The sequence below is a fragment of the Fictibacillus sp. KU28468 genome (assembly GCF_026153615.1).
Taxonomy (GTDB): Bacteria; Bacillota; Bacilli; order Bacillales; family Fictibacillaceae; genus Fictibacillus_C; species Fictibacillus_C marinisediminis.
This window is the reverse complement of record NZ_CP110666.1, coordinates 3550872-3572898: the sequence shown is the minus strand read 5'-3', so window position 1 is coordinate 3572898 and position 22027 is coordinate 3550872. Positions and strand designations below refer to the sequence as shown.

The 22027-nt window shown below is 47.2% G+C and carries 24 protein-coding genes; 22 read left to right on the top strand and 2 right to left on the bottom strand.

All coding sequences use genetic code 11. The features are described 5' to 3' along the window. Positions 1–61 precede the first annotated feature (61 nt). From OKX00_RS18760 to paaX, 12 genes are all read left to right on the top strand, one after another. Positions 62–1387, top strand: coding sequence for a phenylacetate--CoA ligase family protein (locus OKX00_RS18760; RefSeq protein ID WP_416054355.1), 1326 nt, complete (start codon positions 62–64; stop codon positions 1385–1387). A gap of 129 nt (positions 1388–1516) precedes the next feature. Further along, on the top strand, positions 1517–2425 hold the full coding sequence (gene paaA, locus OKX00_RS18755) for a 1,2-phenylacetyl-CoA epoxidase subunit PaaA (RefSeq protein ID WP_416054354.1): 909 nt from the start codon (positions 1517–1519) through the stop codon (positions 2423–2425). A gap of 23 nt (positions 2426–2448) precedes the next feature. Continuing rightward, on the top strand, positions 2449–2796 hold the full coding sequence (gene paaB, locus OKX00_RS18750; RefSeq protein WP_265408420.1) for a 1,2-phenylacetyl-CoA epoxidase subunit PaaB: 348 nt from the start codon (positions 2449–2451) through the stop codon (positions 2794–2796). Further along, positions 2793–3599, top strand: coding sequence for a 1,2-phenylacetyl-CoA epoxidase subunit PaaC (paaC, locus tag OKX00_RS18745; RefSeq protein WP_265408419.1), 807 nt, complete (start codon positions 2793–2795; stop codon positions 3597–3599). The genes paaB and paaC overlap by 4 nt, the downstream gene beginning before the upstream one ends. Before the next feature lie 30 nt (positions 3600–3629). After that, positions 3630–4130 carry a 1,2-phenylacetyl-CoA epoxidase subunit PaaD gene (gene paaD / locus OKX00_RS18740; RefSeq protein WP_265408418.1) on the top strand — a complete coding sequence of 167 codons (501 nt, stop codon included), beginning with the start codon at positions 3630–3632 and terminating at the stop codon, positions 4128–4130. Between the two features lie 338 nt (positions 4131–4468). After that, positions 4469–4774 (top strand): EthD family reductase, encoded by a 306-nt coding sequence (locus OKX00_RS18735; protein WP_256226641.1) that lies wholly within the window; start codon positions 4469–4471, stop codon positions 4772–4774. Further along, positions 4767–5543: an enoyl-CoA hydratase/isomerase family protein gene (locus OKX00_RS18730; protein ID WP_256226640.1), complete on the top strand. Its 777-nt coding sequence runs from the start codon at positions 4767–4769 to the stop codon at positions 5541–5543. The genes OKX00_RS18735 and OKX00_RS18730 overlap by 8 nt, the downstream gene beginning before the upstream one ends. 12 nt (positions 5544–5555) lie before the next feature. Then, positions 5556–6326: an enoyl-CoA hydratase-related protein gene (locus OKX00_RS18725; protein WP_265408417.1), complete on the top strand. Its 771-nt coding sequence runs from the start codon at positions 5556–5558 to the stop codon at positions 6324–6326. Between the two features lie 150 nt (positions 6327–6476). Further along, positions 6477–7349, top strand: coding sequence for a 3-hydroxyacyl-CoA dehydrogenase (locus OKX00_RS18720; RefSeq protein WP_265408416.1), 873 nt, complete (start codon positions 6477–6479; stop codon positions 7347–7349). Then, positions 7346–8551 (top strand): thiolase family protein, encoded by a 1206-nt coding sequence (locus tag OKX00_RS18715; RefSeq protein WP_265408415.1) that lies wholly within the window; start codon positions 7346–7348, stop codon positions 8549–8551. The genes OKX00_RS18720 and OKX00_RS18715 overlap by 4 nt, the downstream gene beginning before the upstream one ends. A 12-nt stretch (positions 8552–8563) precedes the next feature. Beyond that, positions 8564–9343 carry an enoyl-CoA hydratase-related protein gene (locus OKX00_RS18710; RefSeq protein WP_265408414.1) on the top strand — a complete coding sequence of 260 codons (780 nt, stop codon included), beginning with the start codon at positions 8564–8566 and terminating at the stop codon, positions 9341–9343. An 87-nt stretch (positions 9344–9430) separates the two neighbouring features. Next, a complete protein-coding gene (paaX, locus tag OKX00_RS18705) occupies positions 9431–10318 on the top strand; it encodes a phenylacetic acid degradation operon negative regulatory protein PaaX (RefSeq protein ID WP_062236571.1) in 888 nt (295 codons plus the stop codon). A 54-nt stretch (positions 10319–10372) separates the two neighbouring features. On the opposite strand, the gene OKX00_RS18700 is transcribed toward paaX, so the two are convergent. Next, entirely contained in the window at positions 10373–10903 is a 531-nt protein-coding gene (locus OKX00_RS18700) for a gamma carbonic anhydrase family protein (RefSeq protein WP_265408413.1), read from the bottom strand. Positions 10904–10975: 72 nt separating this feature from the next. Here OKX00_RS18700 and OKX00_RS18695 point away from each other — a divergent pair, with 72 nt between their 5' ends. The 4 genes from OKX00_RS18695 to OKX00_RS18680 all read left to right on the top strand — a co-directional run bounded on the left by OKX00_RS18695 (position 10976) and on the right by OKX00_RS18680 (position 14986). After that, positions 10976–11953 carry an NAD(P)H-dependent flavin oxidoreductase gene (locus OKX00_RS18695; RefSeq protein ID WP_265408412.1) on the top strand — a complete coding sequence of 326 codons (978 nt, stop codon included), beginning with the start codon at positions 10976–10978 and terminating at the stop codon, positions 11951–11953. A 129-nt stretch (positions 11954–12082) separates the two neighbouring features. After that, positions 12083–13072, top strand: a complete 990-nt coding sequence (locus OKX00_RS18690) for an ABC transporter substrate-binding protein (RefSeq protein ID WP_053355510.1) — start codon at positions 12083–12085, stop codon at positions 13070–13072. Between the two features lie 125 nt (positions 13073–13197). Continuing rightward, a complete protein-coding gene (locus OKX00_RS18685; protein ID WP_053355509.1) occupies positions 13198–14217 on the top strand; it encodes an ABC transporter permease in 1020 nt (339 codons plus the stop codon). Beyond that, positions 14192–14986 (top strand): ABC transporter ATP-binding protein, encoded by a 795-nt coding sequence (locus OKX00_RS18680; protein ID WP_265408411.1) that lies wholly within the window; start codon positions 14192–14194, stop codon positions 14984–14986. The genes OKX00_RS18685 and OKX00_RS18680 overlap by 26 nt, the downstream gene beginning before the upstream one ends. Positions 14987–15032: 46 nt before the next feature. Here OKX00_RS18680 and OKX00_RS18675 read toward each other — a convergent pair whose 3' ends face one another. Beyond that, positions 15033–15431: an HIT family protein gene (locus tag OKX00_RS18675; RefSeq protein WP_265408410.1), complete on the bottom strand. Its 399-nt coding sequence runs from the start codon at positions 15429–15431 to the stop codon at positions 15033–15035. A 235-nt stretch (positions 15432–15666) separates the two neighbouring features. Between OKX00_RS18675 and OKX00_RS18670 the strand changes: the two genes are divergently transcribed. From OKX00_RS18670 to lpdA, 6 genes are all read left to right on the top strand, one after another. Beyond that, positions 15667–16062 (top strand): thioesterase family protein, encoded by a 396-nt coding sequence (locus OKX00_RS18670; RefSeq protein ID WP_265408409.1) that lies wholly within the window; start codon positions 15667–15669, stop codon positions 16060–16062. Between the two features lie 68 nt (positions 16063–16130). Next, entirely contained in the window at positions 16131–17231 is a 1101-nt protein-coding gene (locus OKX00_RS18665; RefSeq protein WP_265408408.1) for a Leu/Phe/Val dehydrogenase, read from the top strand. 33 nt (positions 17232–17264) lie between these two features. Beyond that, on the top strand, positions 17265–18332 hold the full coding sequence (gene pdhA / locus OKX00_RS18660; protein WP_265408407.1) for a pyruvate dehydrogenase (acetyl-transferring) E1 component subunit alpha: 1068 nt from the start codon (positions 17265–17267) through the stop codon (positions 18330–18332). After that, positions 18329–19327, top strand: coding sequence for an alpha-ketoacid dehydrogenase subunit beta (locus OKX00_RS18655; protein ID WP_265408406.1), 999 nt, complete (start codon positions 18329–18331; stop codon positions 19325–19327). Before pdhA ends, OKX00_RS18655 begins: the two co-directional genes overlap by 4 nt. 12 nt (positions 19328–19339) lie before the next feature. Beyond that, entirely contained in the window at positions 19340–20590 is a 1251-nt protein-coding gene (locus OKX00_RS18650) for a dihydrolipoamide acetyltransferase family protein (protein WP_265408405.1), read from the top strand. Position 20591: 1 nt separating this feature from the next. Continuing rightward, a complete protein-coding gene (lpdA, locus tag OKX00_RS18645; protein WP_265408404.1) occupies positions 20592–22025 on the top strand; it encodes a dihydrolipoyl dehydrogenase in 1434 nt (477 codons plus the stop codon). The last annotated feature ends 2 nt before the right edge of the window (positions 22026–22027 follow it).

The window sequence follows — 22027 nt, the reverse complement described above, 5'->3', positions numbered from 1 at the left end:
GTCATACGTAATTATTAAAAATGAAAGGGCTTACAAATTAAAGAAGAGGTGAATGAAGTTGATCTTTGATCGGGAAATGGAATGCATGGAACGAGGGGAAAAGCAGGAACTTCAGTTATCAAGACTTAAGGAAACAGCTGGGAAGGTATATGAGAATGTGCCTTTTTACCGAAAAGCATTTGTGGAAAAAGGGATAGCGCCTGAGGATATTCATACGCTGGAAGATATAAAAATATTGCCATTCACCGTAAAAAAGGATCTTAGGGATCATTACCCCTTTGGCCTTTTTGCCGTGGAGACAAAAGAGCTGACACGCGTTCATGCTTCTTCGGGAACGAGCGGCAAGCCTACTGTTGTCGGTTATACTGCGAGGGATATTGAAAACTGGAGCGAAATGGTGGCACGGTGTATTGCGATTGGCGGAGGAGAGCCGGGCAAATTCCTTCATAACGCTTACGGTTACGGACTGTTTACCGGAGGGCTTGGCCTTCATTTCGGTTCTGAACGTCTTGGGATGGTGACGGTCCCGGTTTCTGGAGGCAACACGGAACGCCAAATCCTGCTCATTGAAGACTTTAAGCCAGAGGTGATCTGCGGAACTCCGTCCTATATCCTGACTATTGCAGAAAAGATGGAGAAAATGGGCAAGGATCCTCGCGCTACTTCCTTAAAATACGGCATATTTGGTGCAGAGCCTTGGTCAGAGGAGATGAGGACTGCTCTAGAAGAAAAGCTGAATATTAAAGCGATGGACATCTATGGACTCAGTGAAGTGATGGGGCCGGGTGTAGCCATGGAGTGCCATGAAGCACAGGACGGACTTCACATCATGGATGACCAATTTTTTGTTGAAGTGATCGACCCTGACACACTTGAACCAGTTCCAGAGGGAGAAACGGGCGAGCTTGTGTTTACTAGTTTAACGAAAGAAGCCTTCCCTGTCATAAGGTACCGCACAGGTGATATCGCTTCGCTTCGTACGGGAAAATGCGTCTGTGGACGCACTTCCGTCAGGATGTCACGTGTTAAAGGCCGGATTGATGATATGCTCATTATCCGCGGTGTCAACGTTTTTCCATCCGAAATTGAGAACTGTCTTCTGAAAGCAGAGGATCTTGTTCCTCATTATCAGCTCCACGTTCATGCAGACGGTTTTAAAGAGAATGTTCAGCTTCACGTAGAGATTACAGAAGCTTGTTTCACACGCATGGAACAAAACCTAGACCATGTGGAATTGGAATCTTTAAAAGACCGAATCAAACATGCGGTTAAAAGCAGCTGTCTTGTAAATCTCGAGATCCATCTGTTTCCTCCGGGCTCCATTCCAAGGTCTGAAGGGAAGGCGGTTCGGGTCGTCAGACATAAAACCGCTCAATTAGGTGTATAGTTGGTTGTTATTTATATGACGATATTTTATAATAACGGTAAATAAACGTAATGTAATTAGGAGGGGCTTATTGTGCAGGCAGGTCTCAGCTTTGAACAGTTAACAAACGATGAAAAGCACCAGCATTTTATGGATCGAATCAACAACGGTGAAAAGATAGAAGCCGATGATTGGATGCCGGATGATTATAGAACAAATCTCATACGTCTCATTTCTATGCATGGCATTTCGGAAATAATGGGAGCGCTTCCAGAAAAGGAATGGGTACCAAAAGCACCATCCCTTCACCGTAAATTAGCGATTATGGCGAAAGTGCAGGATGAAATGGGGCACGGCCAGCTCTTATTGCGTGTTGCGGAGGATCTCATGGCTCCTCTCGGGAAAACAAGAGAAGACATCATGCAGGATCTGTTCTCCGGCCGTCTGAAATTTCACAACGTCTTTCATATGGATGCACCGACTTGGGGGGATGCCGGAATGATCGCCTGGCTAGTGGACGGGGCAGCCATCATCTCGCAGAGCATGATGCTCGATTCATCATACGGGCCATACGCAAGAGCGTTAAAGCGTATTTGCGCAGAAGAAGTCTTCCATGCTCAGCATGGCGAGAGCATTATTTTAGCCCTTGCTGAAGGTACGCCTGAACAGCGAGCATTGCTGCAGGATTCCCTTAACCGCTGGTGGACGTCACTGATCATGTTCTTTGGTCCGAAGTCAGCAAAAGAAACGGGCAATTCGAACGCCGATAAGAACATCATGTATAAAATCCGGACGAAAACAAATGAAGATCTTCGCCAGGAGTTCTTCACCAAATATATTCCGCGCGTCTGGGCGCTCGGCCTTACCATTCCAGATGAAACGATCCACTTTGATGAAGAGACACAGATGTGGGTGTATCAGGATGTCGACTGGAATGAATTTAAACAGATTGTTTCAGGAAATGGGCCGCGTTCCCAGGAACGATTGGATTTGAGAAGAAGTTCATATGACAACAACAGCTGGGTTCGGGAGGCACTTGCCGCCCAAAAGGCGATCTAAAAGCGGAGGAGAGTGGATAACGAATGAGCGAACAAGGAAACCAATTTTATAACGTGTATGAAGTGTTCAGCAAGAAGACAGATAAAGCTCCTTTTCAGCATCAGTTCAGCCTGCTTGCGCCGAACGCAGATATGGCTCTTGTCATGGCAAAGGAAAATTTCTTCCGCAGAGAGACAGTGGCTGACATTTGGGTCGTCAAACGGGAGAACATCCGCGGCTTATCGCAAGGTGAAAGAGAGATGCTGAAGAGGCTGGATAAAGATTATCGAGAAACCAAAGGATACGGCTACCTGAAGAAAAAATGGCGTGACTACAATCAGGAACAGTTTACAGAACAGCACATCATGGGCGGAAGGGAAGAGAGCCGATGACCGGAGAAACATTAAACCAACAAGAAAAAAAAGCGCTCAAGGAATTGATCTATCAACTGGCAGATGATGACTTTATCCTGGCTTACAGAGGATCGGAATGGCTTGGACTCGCCCCCCATATCGAAGAAGACGTTGCGTTCTCTTCCATTAACCAGGACATGATGGGGCATGCCTCAATGTACTACCACCTTTTGGAGGACCTTGGTGAAGGAGAAGCGGACCGCATTGCGCATCTCAGAAAACCCGAAGAGTTCCGCAATGCCATCCTGCTTGAAAGGGTGAACGGAAGCGGGACCTATCTTGATAAACCGGACTATGACTGGGCATTTGCCGTCGTAAGAAACTATTTTTATGCGGTCCACAAACACATCCGTCTGGAATCGCTGAGAATGTCTTCCTGCGAACCGCTGGCCAATGCAGCGAAGAAAATCATGACAGAGCAGTATTACCATTTGATGCACTGGGATATTTGGTTCAAGCAGCTTGTAATGAGCACAGAAGATGCGAAGCAACGCATGCTGTCAGCAGTGGATAGAGTATGGAGAGATTTTGGCGGAGTACTTACGCTGGGACCATTTTATGGAGAGATTGTAAAAGCTGGATTAATAGAAGATGAACCGCTTCTGAAGAAACGCTGGCTTAACAGGATTGAGAAAGTATTCTCGGAAACCGGTATAACAGTACCAGGAGAGCCGCTGATTGAAAGCGGAAACGGCCGGAAAGGCGAGCATACGCCTGATCTTGCTGAAGCCCTTTCCACTCTTTCAGAAGTGTTTGCCACTAACCCGGCTTCCGGCTGGTAACAAAACGCAGGACCGGAAAGGAGAGACAGCATGGTTATACAATCTATGAATCTCAAAGAAAAAGTAATCTCAGCCCTCAAAGATGTAAAAGACCCGGAGATTGCTTCTGTAAGCATACTGGACCTGGGAATGATTAAAGACGTTGAGGAAAGAGAAGGCTCTGTACTCATCAAAGCGCTGCCTACGTTCGTTGGCTGTCCGGCCCTTCATATCATTGAAAGAGATATTAAACAGGCTGCCCGTGCTGTAGAAGGTGTGAAGGAGGTTCATGTGGAGTTTGTCTACACGCCGGCTTGGACAACAGACCGGATTACTGAAGAAGGCAAAGAGAGATTAAAAGAGTTTGGGATTGCGCCTCCACCGGCAAATCATGTGATGGGGGAACCGTGGAGCATCGATTGTCCGTATTGCGGCTCCTCATATGTAACCATGGAGAATATCTTCGGCCCGACCGCTTGCCGCAGCATCCTATATTGCAAGTCTTGTAAAAACCCTTTTGAAGCGATGAAGCCTGTAGCGGATATGAACTGAAAAAGAAGGCTCTTTTCAAAAAAATGTTGCTTATGAGTGTAAAGAGCTTCATTGACAAGTTGATTGGAGTGCAAGGTGCGAGACTCCGGCGGGATGAAGCGTGACAGGTGAGACCAAGGCGGCGCTTGCGCCACGGGGCTCTCCGTACGCCCCGCGAAAGTAGGCGTTTACGCCGGTTAAAGCGAGCAGCCTGAAACGGAGATCAACCGCCTTCCAAGAGCACCAAAGGTTACGAAAACAGCCAAAAAGAAAAAGGGGAACAGCCAGTTTTATAGAAATGATGTAATGCTGTCTTATTATGACGAACCAATAAATATACAGTCGAGAGGAAGATACAAATGGTAAAATTGATCGCACTTTATAAAACTCCGGAGAACAAGGAAAGATTTGATGACCATTATTTCGGTACACATACAGAAGTAACGAAAAAGATTCCAGGGCTTCGCAAAATGGAAGTAACAAAGATTGTAGGCTCCCCAATGGGAGAAAGCAAATACTACTTGCTCTGTGAAATGTATTATGACGATCATGAATCCTTAAAAGCAGGGATGAAATCAGCTGAAGGAAAAGCTTCGGGCAAAGACTTGATGTCTTTTGCCGGAGACCTCGTTACATTGATGATCGGTGAGGAAGTTAATGAGTAATTTCACAACGATAACGTCAAAAGTAGAAGAGGGTATTGCGCTGATTGAGCTTAACCGCCCCAAAGTGCTTAACGCCATCAACCGAAGCATGGTGTCAGAGCTTCTGTCTGCTTTTGAGCAATATGACCGTGATGACCAAGTGAAAGCGATCGTTCTAACCGGAAACGACCGGGCATTTGCGGCCGGAGCCGATATCGATGAAATGATGAATGACGATGCCATTACGCTTGAACTGCTTAACCAGTTCAAGGATTGGGACCAGCTGCACACCATCAAGAAGCCGATTATCGGAGCGGTAAGCGGATTTTGTTTCGGCGGCGGGTTTGAGCTTGCGCTGTGCTGTGACATCCTTTTTGCTTCTGAAAAAGCACAGTTCGGTTTTCCGGAAATCAAGCTTGGCGTGATGCCTGGTGCAGGAGGAACAGTCAAGCTGACCAAGCTCATGGGGCAGAAAAAAGCACTGGAATGGCTGTGGCTCGGTGAACCGATGACTGCGAAGGAGGCTCATCAGCACGGGGTGATCAACAGGGTAGTAGCTCCTGAACTCGTGTTAGAAGAAGCAATGAAATTTGCACGTACCATCGCCTCCAAAGCACCGCTCTCCTTACGGTTGATTAAAGAGACGGTCTATAAAGCGGTCGATGACTCTGTTCTCGACGGCATGCAGTTTGAAAGAAAAAATTTCTATCTGCTGTTTTCTTCTGAAGACCAGAAGGAAGGCATGAAAGCTTTTGCTGAAAAACGGCGGGCTAATTTCAAGGGGAAATAAGGAGGAGCGCTGATGTTTGAAACGATCATGTACGAAACAAGAGCCGGAGTAGCCTGGATTACACTGAACAGGCCCGGCAAGCTCAACGCGTTCACGAGTGTGATGCATAAAGAGATGCTTTCTGCGTTAAAAACGGCCAGCAAAGATGAAGAAGTCCGTGCCATCGTTATCACTGGCGCAGGGCGTGCGTTCTGCTCCGGCCAGGATCTCGGCGGAAGCGACAATCCTGACTACGGAGAGGTTCTCCGCCAAGGCTATAATCCAATGGTCCAGGCGCTTGTTTCCATTGAGAAGCCGGTCATCGCTGCTGTAAACGGAGTGGCAGCCGGCGCCGGAATGAGTCTGGCACTTGCCTGTGACTTCAGGGTGGCTTCTGAAAAAGCGAGCTTTATCGAAGCGTTCATCCATGTAGGGCTTGTGCCCGATTCAGGCAATCTGTACTTCCTTCCGAGGCTTGTCGGACATGCAAAAGCCATGGAACTTGCTGTTTTAGGCGAGAAAATTTCTGCTGAACAGGCAAAAGAGTTGGGTCTTGTCACAAAGGTTGTATCCGATGAAGTTTTTGTTCAGGAAGTGGAGACATTTGCGGTGAGATTGGCGAATATGCCGACGAAAGCAATCGGTCTGATCAAACGATACATGAATAAAAGCTGGGAGAGCGATTTAAACGAAGTGCTGGAATATGAGGCACTTGCACAGAAAACAGCGGGCGGCACCCAGGACCATAAAGAAGGGGTTACCGCATTTATGGAAAAACGCAAGCCCGTGTTTTCAGGGAAATAGATTGTATGCTGGAATGTGGCTGGTTCTAACTAGCTTCTATTCCTTCAGGAAGACAAACATTCGAGGATCTATATATAGCTGAAAAATAAAAAAGGCGGGCTGCAGCAGGGCTCGCTTTTGCAACATTCAAGGAATGTGGAGGAGATACCATTGATGCAATCCATCGTTGTTGTCGGATCAGGAGTAATGGGCAGAGGAATTGCCTACAGTGCAGCAGTAGGGGGCTTCCATGTGCAGCTGGTTGATGTTCAGGAGGAAGCGCTAAAAAACGCGGAACGTGAAATAGAAGCCATTTTTTCAAAAGGTGTTGCCAGAGGAAAGCTGGGTGCAGAAGAAGCTGAAACGGCGAAAAATCGGCTTTCTTACTCCAGCCATCTTTCGGAAGCGGCAAGCCAGGCTGACTTGGTCATTGAAGCCGTTCCGGAAAATCTTGAGATTAAAAAGGCTGTATTCACAGAGCTGGACAAAGCAGCACCAGATCACTGCTTTTTAGCTACAAATACATCGACTATGAGCCCGACTGAAATCGGTTCATTTACGCAGCGTCCTGAAAAGGTCGTCGCTATGCACTTTTTCAACCCGGTCCACAAGATGCCGCTTGTTGAGATTGTAAGGGGGCATGAAACGAGCGATGAAACAGCAGCGGCGGTAAAAGAAGCAGCAGAGCGGATGGGAAAAGAAACGGTCATTGTTAACGAGTTTCCTGGCTTTGTAACGAGCCGGATTTCGGCGATGGTCGGAAACGAAGCGTTCTTTATGCTTCAGGAAGGTGTAGGTACCCCTGAAGAAATCGATAAAGCGATCAGGCTTGGTTTAAACTATCCGATGGGGCCGTTTGAACTTGGCGATCTTGTCGGTCTGGATACACGGCTTAACAACTTAAACTATCTTCATCAGACCCTCGGTGAAAAATACCGTCCATGTCCGCTTCTTGTTAAATATGTGAAAGCGGGAAGACTTGGCCGCAAGACCGGACGCGGCGTCTATGATTATATGATCGAGAAGGGCGGCGTAACCAAATGAGAGAAGCCGTTATTGTCGATGCAGTGAGGACGCCCATCGGCCGCTACAAAGGCGGGTTGAAAAACGTCCGGCCGGATGACCTTGCAAGTATTGCCATTAAGGCGTTACTGGAGAGAAATCCGAATGTACCAGCTGCAGAGGTTGAAGAAGTTATTCTTGGAAACGCAAATGGTGCAGGAGAGGATAACCGGAACGTAGCCCGCATGGCCGCGTTACTGGCAGGCCTTCCTGTCGAGGTTGGCGGTACGACGATCAATCGATTGTGCGGTTCCGGACTTGATGCCGTCATCTATGGAGCAAGGGCCATCATGGCGAATGAGGGAGATATCTTCATTGTCGGCGGGACGGAAAGTATGACAAGAGCACCTTTCGTAATGGCGAAGCCGGATGCGGAATTTCCGCGCGGCGACATGAAGATGTTTGACACAACAATCGGCTGGCGGTTCATCAACCCGCTCCTTAATGAAAAGTATGGAACGGACTCCATGCCGCAGACGGCTGAAAATGTGGCGCAGCGCTGTGGAATTTCCCGTGAGGCGCAGGACAGCTTTGCGGCAGAGAGCCAGCACAGGGCCCAGAAAGCGATAGAAGCAGGGCGGTTTAACGAAGAAATCATTCCTGTAGTTTTAAAGGATAGAAAAGGCAATGAAACCATTTTTGATAAGGATGAGCATCCTAGACCAGGTACTACAGCTGAAAAATTGTCAGGGCTCAAACCTTTGTTTGCCGGCGGCACGATCACTGCAGGAAATGCATCCGGAGTGAATGACGGTGCAGCTGTGCTGTTGATGATGAGCGCTGAAAAAGCAAAGGAATTGGGCGTGAAACCTCTGGCGCGCTATAAGGCTTCTGCTGTTTCCGGTCTGGAGCCTTCAGTTATGGGGCTGGGGCCGATTGAAGCGAGCAGAAAAGCGGTGCAGCGGGCGGGCATCACGCTGGAGGAGCTTGGTCTGATCGAACTGAATGAAGCATTTGCCTCCCAATCTCTGGAGTGCATAAAACAGCTGGAGCTTGATCAGCAAAAGGTAAATGTAAACGGCGGCGCGATTGCTTTTGGACATCCGCTTGGAGCGAGCGGTGCAAGAATCCTTACGACGCTAATTCATGAGATGAAGAAACGAAACGTAAAGCATGGGCTGGCAACGATGTGCATCGGAGTGGGCCAGGGCATCGCTGCCGTCGTTGAAAATATAGAGGAGTAAGGAGAGAATGAAATGTCAGAAGCTATTCTTTATGAAGTAAAAGACCATATCGCTTATGTTACGTTAAACCGTCCTGAAGTGCTGAACTGCTTTAACTATCGAACACTTCAGCGGCTCGGTGAGGTTGTTGATGAGATCCATCATAATCAAAATGTCCGTGTTGTTATTTTTACAGGGGCAGGAGAGAAAGCCTTCAGCGCAGGAGCGGACCTCAAAGAGCGGCGCACCCTCTCAGAGGCCGATGTTAAACGCAACGTACGAAAAATCCGTGATGTATTTTCTGCGGTTGAGGCGCTTCCGCAGCCTACAATCGCCGCGATTAACGGCCATGCGTTCGGCGGCGGGTTTGAACTGGCGCTTGCATGCGACATTAGAGTTTCCGTTGAGTCAGCTTCCATGGGTCTGACTGAGCTTAGCTGGGCGATTATTCCGGGTGCAGGTGGAACACAGCGGCTTCCGCGATTAATTGGGCAGGCTAAAGCGATGGAGCTTATTCTGACAGCCAAGAAAATGAAGGCTGATGAAGCCTGGAAATACGGCATTCTGAATAAAGCGGTGACGAGAGAAGAACTGTTGCCGGCATGTGTAGAATATGCTGCCGCCATCCTGAAGAACGGACCGATCGCTGTGCAGCAGGCAAAGTACTCCATCAAGCACGGGATGGAAACCGACCTGCAGACAGGGCTTGCGATCGAGGCCAAAGCCTATGAAGTGACCATTCCTACAAAAGACAGAGTGGAGGCGCTTGATGCCTTCAGTGAAAAAAGACCTCCTGTTTTTAAAGGAGAGTAGATTTTACCTGGATAGCTTGTTCTGCTCTATGTGTTTTGGTAGGATAAGAGTCATCTAAATTGACAGTAAAGCAAATGAGGGAGAGTCATGCAAAACAGTTTAAACACGCGTTCAATGATTTTTACGCTGTATGGAGATTACATACGCCACTATGGCAATGAAATATGGATTGGAAGCCTGATCCGCCTTCTTGAGGAGTTCGGCCATAACGAACAGGCGGTAAGGGCAGCCATCTCCCGTATGAACAAACAGGGCTGGATCGTTTCGCGCAAGCAGGGGAACAAGAGCTATTATTACTTAACCCCGCGCGGAGCAAGACGGATGGATGAAGCTGCAAAACGGATTTTTAAGCTGCAGCCCGAAAAATGGGACGGTACTTGGTACATGTTTACGTATACCATTCCCGAAGAAAAAAGAAGCATCAGGGACGAGTTAAGAAAAGAATTGGTATGGAGCGGATTCGGTCTTTTGGCCAACAGCTTCTGGATTTCTCCCAACAACCAGAAAGAACAGATCAAGCAGATGATGGAGAAATATGAAATCCAGGATTTTGTCCACTTTTTCACGGCAACTTATGAAGGACCTCATGAGAACGCACAGCTCGTGAATGAGTGCTGGGACTTGGCGGATACTAACCGGAAATATGATGAGTTTATCAAGACGTACTCCCAAAAGTATGTGATTGATAAGAATAAGATTGAAAAGGGCGAGATGACAGATGGCGAGTGCTTTGTAGAACGAACAAAGCTCGTCCATGAATACCGCAAGTTCCTGTTTGTTGATCCCGGGCTTCCTCAAGAACTTCTCCCATCCGACTGGCTCGGAGATTATGCAGCCTCCTTATTTGGAGATTATTACAGAACACTCGCGGGTCCTTCCAGCCGCTTTTTCGAGGAGATCTATCAAGAAGGAAACGAACTGAAAAGAGACAAATCTTACAACGCGCTGAACCACCCGCTCATTCAGGAACTGTAGATTTGTAAACAAAAAGCACTTTCATCCTGAGCGGGAAAGTGCTTTTTATTTCCATTATTTTAGCTCCTGCTTAAACTGCTGCCCTTTTTGCTGATACGTTTCAATGGTTATTCGGATAATCTCCAGGTCTTTGTCATTCAACTCCCGAATGACTTGGCCGGGAGAACCCATGACCATGGTACGGGGCGGAATCTTTTTTCCGGGAGGGATAAGGGTGTTTGCTCCGATAAAGGCTTGTTCACCAATCTCGGCACCGTCGAGGATTGTCGCACCCATTCCGATCAGTGCACCCATTCCGATCAGTGCACCCTTTCTGACCGTGCAGCCATGAAGGATAACATTATGCCCGATCGACACTTCATCCTCAAGAACGAGGGGATACTGCTCGTATAGATGCAATGTGCAGTTATCCTGGACATTGCAGCGATCTCCAATGGTGATCGGCCCTTCATCCCCGCGAAGGACACTGTTAAACCAGATACTGGATTCTTTGCCGATTTTGACATCGCCAATGATATGTACGCCTGGTGCAATAAAAGCGCTTTCATCAATCTGCGGCTCTTTTCCGTTAAATGTGTAATTCATAGAATAGATCCTCCCTGTTGTTTTGACTGTGATTATAAAAAGTATAACAGATTCATAGGAAGGAGTAAGAAAATGAACACTGTATGCAAGATTTTAGGCATCCAATATCCCATTATTCAAGGAGGAATGGGGAATGTCAGCAACGCACAGCTGACAGCGGCTATCTCAAACGCAGGTGCCCTGGGGACAATTGGAGTAGGGACGGTGCTCCCTGATGAAGTAGAAGCGATGATCGTGGAGGCAGCTTCGAAAACATCGATGCCGTTCGCTGTCAATGTTCCGCTCACTGTGGCATCCAACGTAAAAGAAATCTTTCAGCTGATCATCAAGCACCATGTACCCGTTGTTTCTTTATCAGCTGGAAATCCCGCCCCCTACATTCGCAAGCTGCAGGAACACGGCATTAAAGTCATTTGCGTGGCCGCTTCTGTTTATCATGCGAAAAAGGCAGAAGACGCCGGAGCAGACCTCATTGTCGCAGAAGGATATGAGGCAGCTGGTTTGAATTCTCCTTTTGAAACAACAACGATGACGCTCATTCCGCAGGTAGCCGATGCGATCAAGATTCCGCTGATCGCAGCTGGCGGCATCGGGGATGGACGAGGTGTAGCGGCCGCCATGATGCTCGGGGCAGAGGGTGTGCAGCTCGGTACGAGATTCATAGCAGTTAAAGAAGCTCCGTTCCACCTGCGCTATAAAGAAGCGCTCATTCAGGCAGATGACCGGGATACAGTTGTTGTCGGCCGTTCTGTCGGAAGAATCCGCAGAGTGATGAAAGCTCCTTATGCCGAGAGACTGCTATCGAAGGAATCAGAAGGCATTACGCTCGAAGAATTTAATGCACTGACGACGGAAGACCAGCACATTGCAGGCGCAATAAAGGGTGACTTTGAGCAAGGATTCATCAACAGCGGGCAGATTGCAGGATTGATTAAAGACATGCCTTCAGCAAGCGAGCTGATACAGAAAATGATGAAAGATGCCGGACTGGCCATCAGCCGCAAGAGCAGCGAGCTTTCTAGCTGGCAAAAACAAGGAACAGACCTTTAAAAGGAAAAGAATTTATAATATAATTAATTTTGTAAATAGTTCGAAAAATTTACTAGAGGCATGACCGTTCAACCAGTGCTGCAACGAGATAGGGAGATGTCTGCTTTAGTAAAAAGGGGGAAAAAGAGAATGAAGAAGTGGAAAGGTTTACTTGGTGTTTCACTGGCTGGTATGGTGCTGCTGGCAGGCTGCGGAACATCGAAAGAAACGAACAGTGAGGAAAAAGGCGGCAAGGAAATCAAGATTGGTGTCACTCAGATTGTAGAGCACCCGTCGCTTGATGCGGCCTATAAGGGCTTTAAAAAAGCTATTTCTGCCAGCGGACTGAAAAATGTAAAGTATGATGTCCAGCTAGCGCAAGGAGATCCAAACAATTCTCAGACGATTGCCAAGAATCTTGTGGGTGAAAAAGTAGATCTCATTTTTGCCAACTCCACACCGAGTGCCCAGCATGCTCTTAACGCTACAAAAGACATTCCGATCGTATTTACTTCAGTAACGGATCCAGTCGGAGCCAAGCTCGTACAAAGCTTTGAAAAACCTGGAGACAACATTACTGGAACGACGGATACTCATCCTGATGCTATCCCAAAAACGATAGAGTTTATTGACAAACAGACCGATGCAAAAACAGTGGGCTTGATTTACAACAAAGGAGAACAGAACTCTGTTGCCCAGGTAGACCTTGTGAAAAAAGCGCTTGAGAAATCTAATCTGAAACCAGTGGAAGTCAGTGTCTCAACCTCTGCGGATGTGAAGCAGGCTGCAGAATCACTCGTTGGACGTGCGGATGTTTTTTATATCGTTACCGACAATACAGTAGTATCTGCCCTCGAATCCGTTATCAGTGTGGCTGAAGACAAAGATATACCGATGTTTGCAGGTGAGCTTGATTCTGTAAAACGCGGAGCCTTCGCCGCATACGGATTCGATTATTATGACATCGGCTATGAAGCCGGGCAGATGGCAGCGGACATTTTGAAAGGGAAAAAGAAGCCTAGCGAAATTAAGGTGCAATACCCTCAAAAGCTGAAACTCGTCATCAATAAGAAAGCTGCAAAAGCCATGAACATCAAACTGAAAACTGAATGGGACTCAATGGCTGAATATACAAAGTAAGTCTCCCGTGTTGGGTTTGACACATCGCTTTTGGTCAAATCCAGCACGTTTTTTTCGATGGCAAAGGGAAAGAGCCAACCGTATGCAGTTTATAAAGACAAACGCTTTTTAGGGGAGGAATACAGATGTTTGCACTCTTTAGCGCTTTGGAATCAGGTGTGATCTATGCCATTATGGCACTCGGTGTATACCTTTCGTTCCGTATCCTGGACTTTCCAGACTTAACGGTAGACGGAAGTTTTGTAACAGGTGCAGCGATATCTGCCAGTTTAATAGTCCACGGACAGAACCCTTTTATTGCCACGATGGCAGGAATACTCGCTGGATTTATCGCAGGCTGTATAACAGGAATCTTACATACCAAAGGAAAAATTAATCCGCTCCTATCCGGAATTCTCATGATGATCGCCCTCTACTCCATCAACCTCCGGATTATGGATCAGCGTTCAAATGTACCGCTTCTGGGAGAAGATACAGCATTTACTTTAATCACTTCCTTTTGGCAGAAACTTGGGCTCGACAGCATGTTCAATAAGCTGTTCACAGCTATTGGACTGGGAGATAGTCTTCCAAAAACCTGGGGCATCTTTTTTGTCATGGCGATCGTGACGATTCTTATCAAATTTGCAGCTGACTGGTTCCTGAAAACGGAGATTGGGCTGGCACTCCGGGCGACTGGAGACAATAAGCGGATGATCCGAAGTTTTTCGGCAAACACGGATGGCTTAACGGTTCTTGGGCTGGGGTTGTCAAACGCTCTTGTCGCTTTTGCTGGTGCACTCATCGCCCAATACGGAGGTTTTGCTGACGTCGGGATGGGGATTGGCATGATTATTATCGGACTCGCTTCTGTCATTATCGGTGAAGCTTTGTTCGGAACAAAGTCCATTGCCCGTGCAACGCTTGCGGTTGTTTTAGGGGCCGTTGTTTATCGCATCATCATTGCCTTTGCCCTGCAGATTGAATTTTTTGAAACGGGTGATTTGAAATTGATTACAGCGCTGATCGTTGTCTGCTCTCTTGTCCTTCCTAAACTGCTGGAAGCGAGAAAGGAACAGGCGAGGAAAACGAGGAGAAAGCAGCTGAACCATCAGACTATGGACAGAAAGGGTGAAGAAATTGCTGCATCTAAATTCGGTTCATAAAATCTTTAACGAAGACACACCCGATGAAAAAATCGGCCTGTCGAACATCAACCTGCAACTCGAACCTGGAGATTTTGTCACAGTTATCGGGAGCAACGGAGCGGGAAAATCAACCTTAATGAATGTTATTTCAGGTGTACTGTTTCCCGATGCAGGCCAGGTTATGATTAAAGGAAAAAACATACTTTCTTTGCCTGAACATAAACGTTCCAAGTTTATTGGAAGGGTCTTTCAGGACCCGATGGCGGGAACGGCTCCGACGATGACGATTGAGGAAAATCTGGCGATGGCTTACGCGCGCAATAAGAGAAGAACTCTTAAACGGGGGATTACGAGAAAATCCAGGGACTTCTTTAAGGAAGCAATAAAGTCTCTTCATTTGGGCCTGGAAAACCGTTTTACGGCTAAAGTCGGCCTGCTATCCGGAGGTGAACGCCAGGCGCTGTCCCTGCTTATGGCAACTTTTACAGAGCCCGATATCCTGCTTTTGGACGAGCATACAGCAGCACTTGATCCTTCCCGTGCGGCGCTCATTACGGAGCTAACGAAGGAGATTGTGGCCGCACACGGGCTTACTACCTTAATGGTCACTCATAACATGCAGCAGGCGATCGATCTTGGCAACCGGCTGATTATGATGGATAAAGGGCAAATCATCCTGGATGTCGATGAAGTCAGCAAAAAGTCTCTAACCGTAGAAATTCTTCTCAATGAGTTTCAGCGCATAAGAGGAGAAAAGATGGCGAGCGACAGGGCTCTTCTTTCATAAATCACGAGGCGAAACTAAAGCTGTGTTCCGGCTGGAACACAGCTTTTTATACGTTTTGAGGGCGTTTATTGAAGGGGCTTTTGAGCCAGGAGCGAATTCCTCGCCCCGCGTAAGGTTCATCTGAAAAACGGGGAATAACGTGAAGATGGGCATGCAGGATATGCTGGCCGCCAATTTCGCCGCTGTTCCAACCGATATTATAGCCATCCGGCTTCAGTGTTCGATCAAGATAAGCATTAGCGAAGGCCAAAAGACTATAGGTATCATTCCATTCTTCCTGTGTAAGATCAAAGACAGACGGCCGGTGAGCTTTTGGAATGATCAATCCGCTTCCTTCAAGGATCGTCTGGTTTTGCGGGCTTTGGATATACAGACACGTTTTGTTTTCGAACACAATCTCCTGATCCTCCAGCCCGAATGGCTGGCATAAAAGACACTTTTCCATATTTTCACTCCTTCTGGTTTTTATTTTTTCATAGTCTTGCTATATTGTATAGATATGAAATCTTCAGGCTATTCATTGACTGACTATTCAACAAAATGATATCATTACGTTAAGAAAACGTTATATAATTATCGTGTTTAAACGAATGAATAAATGAGGGCATGGACCATTAGCTGGAATATGTCCTCATTGTCTGCGGTCTAACGAATGGATGTATCTATTAAGAGGTGATGTCATGAAACCAGGAATGAAAATCGGTGATACAGCAACCATTACAGCTGTAGTGACACCAGATATGTTTGCGCAATTCGAAGGAAAACTCGTTCATCCTGCTTATTCCACCGTATCCATGGTCTATCATATGGAATGGGCGGCGAGGCAGATTATTCTGCCTTACCTTGAAGAAGATGAGGAAGGAATCGGTGGAGGAATCAAAGCTTCCCATCTAGCGCCTACACCTGAAGGAATGAAGCTTGAAATAAAAGCAACCCTTACAGAACTAAAAGGAAGGGCTGTGATATGCAAAGTTGAAGTAAGAAATGAAAAAGCAACAGTAGGAGAGGGAGAGGTCACACAATACATTCTTCCAAAAGAAAAAATCTCTCAGAAACTGCATGAAATGACAATCTAAATGCCATAAAATGAAAGCGCTTACTTTAAAGCGCCAAAGAGATAAAGGATCACCAAGGGGGAGTAAGCATGTTTGAAAAGATATCGCAGCATGAACAGGTTGTATTCTGCAACGATCCGGCCACCGGCTTAAAAGCCATTATTGCTATACATAACACCACGCTTGGGCCGGCACTTGGCGGCTGCAGAATGCGCCCGTATAAATCAACGGATGAAGCACTTGAGGATGTACTTCGGCTGTCAAGGGGGATGACGTACAAGTGTGCTGGAGCAGACGTGGATTTTGGGGGAGGAAAGTCGGTGATCATCGGCGATCCGACAACAGATAAATCTCCGGCATTATTCCGTGCTTTCGGCCAATTCGTAGATTCTCTTAACGGCCGCTTTTATACAGGCACAGATATGGGGACAACACCGGATGACTTCGTGCATGCCCTGAAAGAAACGTCTTGTATAGTAGGTGTGCCGGATGAATATGGAGGAAGCGGGGATTCGTCCGTCCCTACTGCACAGGGTGTCATATACGGGCTTCGAGCAACCATCCAGGCGCTGTATGGCTCAGAAGATCTTTCCGGTATGTCCTACAGCGTACAGGGGCTTGGAAAAGTTGGCTATAAGGTAGCGGAGCAGCTTGTCGCTGCCGGTGCCCATGTGTACGTCACCGATATTAACCAGCAGGCGCTAAAGAGTATCGTGGACCGGGCGGAGCTTCTTCCGGGAACGGTTGAAGTTGTTGAAGGGGATGAAATTTACGGAGTGAACGCTGATATATTTGTTCCTTGTGCACTTGGAGGTATTGTCAATGACGAAACCATCGACAGGCTCAAGGTCAAAGCGGTTGTCGGAAGTGCAAACAACCAGCTGCTTGAAGACAAACACGGAATCTATCTTCAGCAGAAAGGAATCCTTTACGGACCAGACTATATCGTGAACGCCGGAGGGTTAATCCAGGTCGCTGATGAGCTTTACGGACCGAATAAGGGCCGTGTGCTGAACCAGACAAGAGCCATCTATGATTCTCTTCTGGCAATCTATAAACAGAGCAAGGAACAGAATCTATCTACCATGGAGGCAGCCAACCGCTTCTGTGAGGACAGGATTGAACACCGAAAACAGCGAAACAGTTTCTTTTCCCATGATAAAAGACCGAAATGGAATGTGCGGCATTAAAACGGAATCTATCAAATTAAAGGGGGAGTTAGTGTGGAAAGTCAATTTCCGAGGAAGCAGATTTTAAACGAAGAGGGAATGCTGGTGGATGATTCATATAAAAGCAGGCTGACGGTAGAACTCGTGAAAAATCTCTATACAAAAATGCTGAGAGCCCGTCTCTTTGACCGCAAAGGAGTAAATCTTCAGCGGCAGGGCCGTATCGGAACGTACGTGCCGTTTGAAGGCCAGGAAGCGGCGCAGATCGGCAGTGCCATGGCGATGGGAGAGGGAGACTGGATGTTCCCTACCTACCGCGACCATGGGGCGACGTTAACGTTCGGACACTCCGTAAAGAATGTGCTTCTCTATTGGAAAGGCCGCCAGGAAGGCTGTATTCCCCCCGCTGGAAAGAACATTTTTCCGCCTGCCGTTCCGATTGCTTCTCAGCTTCTTCATGCAACCGGGACAGCATGGGCTGAAAAAATGAAAGGAACAGACCGTGCCTCCATCGTTTACTTTGGAGATGGAGCGACCTCAGAGGGTGATTTTCATGAAGGGCTTAACTTTGCGAGCGTGTTTAACATTCCGGTTGTCTTTTTCAACCAGAACAACGGTTTTGCCATCTCTGTTCCAATTGAAAAGCAAATGAAGGCAAAGACCATCGCACAAAAAGCACTCGGCTATGATATTGAAGGAATAAGGCTGGATGGCAATGATGTATTTTCCGTTTACTTCCATACGAAAGCGGCCATTGATAAGGCACGGGCTGGAGGCGGTCCTACTTTAATTGAGGCCGTTACCTGGAGATATGGTGCTCATACGACAGCAGACGACCCGTCCAAATACAGAGACCAAAACGAGAGTACGATTCGGCGTGAAACGACTGATCCTCTTATCCGGCTGGAAAAGTATATGAAGATGGAGAACATCTGGGACGGCCAATGGGCTTCAGGTCTTGAAAAAGAAATAACAGCGGAGATTGAAGCAGCCGTTAAAGAAATGGAAAACGAAAAACCGCCGCACGTCAATGACATGTTTGATTATGTTTTTGCAGAAAATCCATGGCCGATCAACGACCAAAAAGAAGCGTATGCGCTTATGAGGGAGGGAGTAAGATGACAACTGCAGCAGTTGAAACGAAAAAGCTGACACTTGTTCAGGCAGTAACGGACGGGCTTAGAACGATGATGAGGGAAAGCGAAGAAGTCATCGTTTTAGGTGAAGACGTCGGGCGTAACGGAGGAGTTTTCCGAGCGACTGACGGATTGATGGATGAGTTTGGCGAAAAGCGTATCATTGACACTCCGCTGGCTGAGTCAGGGATTATCGGTACATCCATCGGGCTTGCGATGAACGGCTTTCGCCCTGTAGCAGAAATGCAATTCCTTGGCTTTATTTATCCAGCATTTAACCAGATCATGACTCATGCTTCAAGGATAAGAGCAAGAACACTAGGTGCTTTCACGGTCCCTATGGTTATCCGTGCTCCGTTCGGTGCAGGTGTGCGCGCTCCTGAAATCCATTCTGATTCGGTGGAAGCTCTGTTCACTCACATGCCAGGAATCAAAGTGGTTGTTCCCTCGAATGCGTATGATGCCAAAGGGCTGCTCATCGCGAGCATAGAGGATCCGGATCCAGTGCTTTTCCTTGAGCCGATGAGATGCTACAGAAGCTCAAAGATGGATGTTCCAGAAGGAAAGTACACCGTAGAAATCGGTAAAGGAAGTGTTCTGAAAGAAGGAGAACACGTAACGGTACTGACTTATGGGGCGATGGTAGATACAGCATTAAAAGCAGCAGAAGAAGCAGAAAAACAAGGGGTAAGTACAGAAGTTATTGATCTGCGTACACTGTATCCGCTTGATAAAGACCTGATCGCCCAAAGTGTCCAAAGGACAGGCAGAGTAGTCATCGTACACGAGGCACCATCTACAGGAGGCCTTGGAGATACCCTTGTTTCTTTAATCAACGATACTTCATTCCTTTATATGAAGGCGCCGGTAGAGCGGGTTACCGGGTTTGATACGCCAGTACCGATGTTTGCCCTGGAGGACCATTATCTTCCGGACACGGAAAGAGTAACATCAGCAATTCATAAAGTGATTAATTTTTAGGAGGCTGTAAAAATGGTTGAAGTAAAGTTGCATGACATAGGCGAAGGGATGCATGAAGGAGAGATCATTCATTTCTTTGTAAAACCTGGAGATACGGTTTCCATTGACCAGCCTCTTGTTGAAGTTCAAACCGATAAAGTGACCGCAGAACTGCCGTCACCGATCGCCGGCAAGGTTACTGACATTCTTGTGAAGGAAGGAGAGACGGTCACTGTAGGAACGGTTCTTCTTACTCTGCAAGGAGAGGGTTCTGGCCAAGAGTCCATAACAGAGATTGACTCTCCACAGGTGGTGCAGGAACCGACAGCACAAGCATCTGAAAGAGAAGCTTCCATCGCGATGCTGACTAAGCGGGTTATGGCTGCACCTTACACACGTAAAATAGCGAGAGAGCACGGCGTTGATATCGAACAGGTGACAGGCACCGGACCGGCAGGAAGAATTACAGAAGAGGATGTATTGTCGTTTGCAAAAGGAAGTACAGAACCGAAAACATTCGAAATTTCTGCAGCTCCCGAGCCTGCCGTAAAGCTGAAAATCGAAAATCCTCCTGCAGAAGCAGAGGAAATTCCATTCAGAGGCCGCCGCAAGCAAATCGCGAAAAAGATGACTCAATCGCTGTTCACCATTCCACATGTTACTCATTTTGAGGAAGTGGATATGACGAATTTGCTTGAATTAAAGAAACAGATGAAAGAGCTGGATCCTAACAACAACAAGGGATTCAACGTTTCTGTAGCAGCGTTTTTTGTAAAAGCCATTCAGCTCGCACTGCAGAATTTCCCGATCTTCAACAGCAAACTGGATGAAGAAAAAGAAGTCATCAGACTTGAGAAGCAAGTGAATATCGGTATCGCCACAGATGCTGAAGATGGTCTGATTGTGCCGGTGATCAAGAATGTAGAACGCAGAACCATTAAAGATATTAATTCCGATATGAAAGAAAAAATAATGAAGGCAAAAGAAGGCAGGCTCACAAGAGATGAACTGACTGGCGGGAGCTTCACGATCTCAAATGTCGGGCCATTGGGCAGCATGGGTGCGACCCCGATTATTAACCATCCCGAAGTTGCTTTAATGGCTTTCCATAAAACGAAGAAGATGCCTGTTATCATCAACGACGAGATTCAGATCAGATCCATGATGAACCTTTCGATGTCGTTTGACCACCGAATCGCTGATGGGGCAACTGCAGTTCAATTTACAAACCGTTTTAAAGAACTGATTGAAAATCCTTCCGTCATGGTATTGGAGCTGATATAAAATGGTCGTAGGAGAATTTCCACAAAAGCGGCAGCTGATCATAGCGGGTGGAGGGCCAGGAGGCTATAATGCAGCCATCCGTGCGGCACAGCTCGGCATGGAAGTGACCATCATAGAAAAAGAAAAGCTGGGCGGGGTCTGCCTGAATACGGGATGCATTCCGTCCAAGACACTGACGCATGCGGCGGCAGCATTCGCGTCATTGTCTCATTTGAACGATATGGGCATCCAAACAGGAGAAGCTGGATTTGAACTGCAGACATTTAAAGCGTATCAGCAAAAAACAGTATCAGCTCTGCAAAAAGGGGTTGAGGCTCTTTGCAAAGCAAATAAAATCGAAGTCATCACCGGTACAGCTACATTTATGTCTGGGAACCGGATCGGTGTAGATTCCGGCCATCATTATGAAATGTATGAGTATGAAAAAGCGATTATTGCCGTGGGAGCATCGCCTGTATTACCTCACGGAATCGTGCCGGTGGAAGGAAGGATTATCAGTGCCGATGAGCTGCCTCGCCTTCAGGAGCTGCCAGAACATCTTGTGATCAGCGGATCGGATTACATCGCGCTTGAAACGGCAATGGCTTATCGAAACCTGGGCTCGGAAGTTTCCATCATTTGTGAGGACGATACATTTGGACTGGATGAATCCATCTCTAAAGAACTTCATCGGGTATTAAAAAAGTCCAAGATTAAGCTTTTCAAAAACAGCACACTGCTCGAAGCCTATGCATCAGAAACCAATGTCGCTATTACCATTCAAAGCGATCAGGAGAAAATCACTCTGGATGCCAGCCACCTGATGGTTTCAGGTGAATCCAGGCCAAACACGAAGGATCTGGGATTGGAATTCTTAAACATCAGCACCAATAAGCAAGGATTTATCATAGTCAATGAATTCGGTGAAACAAATGTTGATGGAATTTATGCTGCAGGAGACTGTACAATCGGCAGGAGGCTTGCCAGCAAGGCGATCAAGCAAGGAAAAGTGGCGGCTGAGCATATCAGCGGCATGAACTCATCCTTTAACTTGGCACTGGTACCGCTTGTCATTCAAACTGTTCCTCCAATCGCATCAGTAGGATTGACAGAAGGAGAGGCGAGGCAGCAGGGCTATGAGGTGAAGACCGGTCAGTTTGCCATGGGGGGCAACGGGTTTGCCAGTATTGCCGGACAGAAGGATGGTCTCACAAAAATGGTCATTGATGAGAAGACAGATCTTCTTCTAGGTGTTCACATGATGGGTGCCGGTGCAGCGGAATTAATTCAGGCAGGTACAACGGCCCTTGAAATGGTAGCCAGGGATGAAGACCTTGCCTATCCGGTTTATGCGCATCCATCGCTAAGTGAAGCATGGCTTGAAGCGGTTGAGCACGCAGCCGGAAAAGCGATTCATATCCCGCCTGCCAGGAAAAAGGCAACCTCACGATCGTAATA

Bases quoted from the DNA above. Each gene is read 5' to 3' on its own strand.
- paaA (WP_416054354.1), top strand. From the start codon at position 1,517: ATGGATCGAATCAACAACGGTGAAAAGATAGAAGCCGATGATTGGATG.
- paaB (WP_265408420.1), top strand. From the start codon at position 2,449: ATGAGCGAACAAGGAAACCAATTTTATAACGTGTATGAAGTGTTCAGC.
- paaC (WP_265408419.1), top strand. From the start codon at position 2,793: ATGACCGGAGAAACATTAAACCAACAAGAAAAAAAAGCGCTCAAGGAA.
- paaD (WP_265408418.1), top strand. From the start codon at position 3,630: ATGGTTATACAATCTATGAATCTCAAAGAAAAAGTAATCTCAGCCCTC.
- OKX00_RS18735 (WP_256226641.1), top strand. From the start codon at position 4,469: ATGGTAAAATTGATCGCACTTTATAAAACTCCGGAGAACAAGGAAAGA.
- OKX00_RS18730 (WP_256226640.1), top strand. From the start codon at position 4,767: ATGAGTAATTTCACAACGATAACGTCAAAAGTAGAAGAGGGTATTGCG.
- OKX00_RS18725 (WP_265408417.1), top strand. From the start codon at position 5,556: ATGTTTGAAACGATCATGTACGAAACAAGAGCCGGAGTAGCCTGGATT.
- OKX00_RS18715 (WP_265408415.1), top strand. From the start codon at position 7,346: ATGAGAGAAGCCGTTATTGTCGATGCAGTGAGGACGCCCATCGGCCGC.
- OKX00_RS18710 (WP_265408414.1), top strand. From the start codon at position 8,564: ATGTCAGAAGCTATTCTTTATGAAGTAAAAGACCATATCGCTTATGTT.
- paaX (WP_062236571.1), top strand. From the start codon at position 9,431: ATGCAAAACAGTTTAAACACGCGTTCAATGATTTTTACGCTGTATGGA.
- OKX00_RS18700 (WP_265408413.1), bottom strand. From the start codon at position 10,903: ATGAATTACACATTTAACGGAAAAGAGCCGCAGATTGATGAAAGCGCT.
- OKX00_RS18695 (WP_265408412.1), top strand. From the start codon at position 10,976: ATGAACACTGTATGCAAGATTTTAGGCATCCAATATCCCATTATTCAA.
- OKX00_RS18690 (WP_053355510.1), top strand. From the start codon at position 12,083: ATGAAGAAGTGGAAAGGTTTACTTGGTGTTTCACTGGCTGGTATGGTG.
- OKX00_RS18685 (WP_053355509.1), top strand. From the start codon at position 13,198: ATGTTTGCACTCTTTAGCGCTTTGGAATCAGGTGTGATCTATGCCATT.
- OKX00_RS18675 (WP_265408410.1), bottom strand. From the start codon at position 15,431: ATGGAAAAGTGTCTTTTATGCCAGCCATTCGGGCTGGAGGATCAGGAG.
- OKX00_RS18670 (WP_265408409.1), top strand. From the start codon at position 15,667: ATGAAACCAGGAATGAAAATCGGTGATACAGCAACCATTACAGCTGTA.
- OKX00_RS18665 (WP_265408408.1), top strand. From the start codon at position 16,131: ATGTTTGAAAAGATATCGCAGCATGAACAGGTTGTATTCTGCAACGAT.
- OKX00_RS18655 (WP_265408406.1), top strand. From the start codon at position 18,329: ATGACAACTGCAGCAGTTGAAACGAAAAAGCTGACACTTGTTCAGGCA.
- OKX00_RS18650 (WP_265408405.1), top strand. From the start codon at position 19,340: ATGGTTGAAGTAAAGTTGCATGACATAGGCGAAGGGATGCATGAAGGA.
- lpdA (WP_265408404.1), top strand. From the start codon at position 20,592: ATGGTCGTAGGAGAATTTCCACAAAAGCGGCAGCTGATCATAGCGGGT.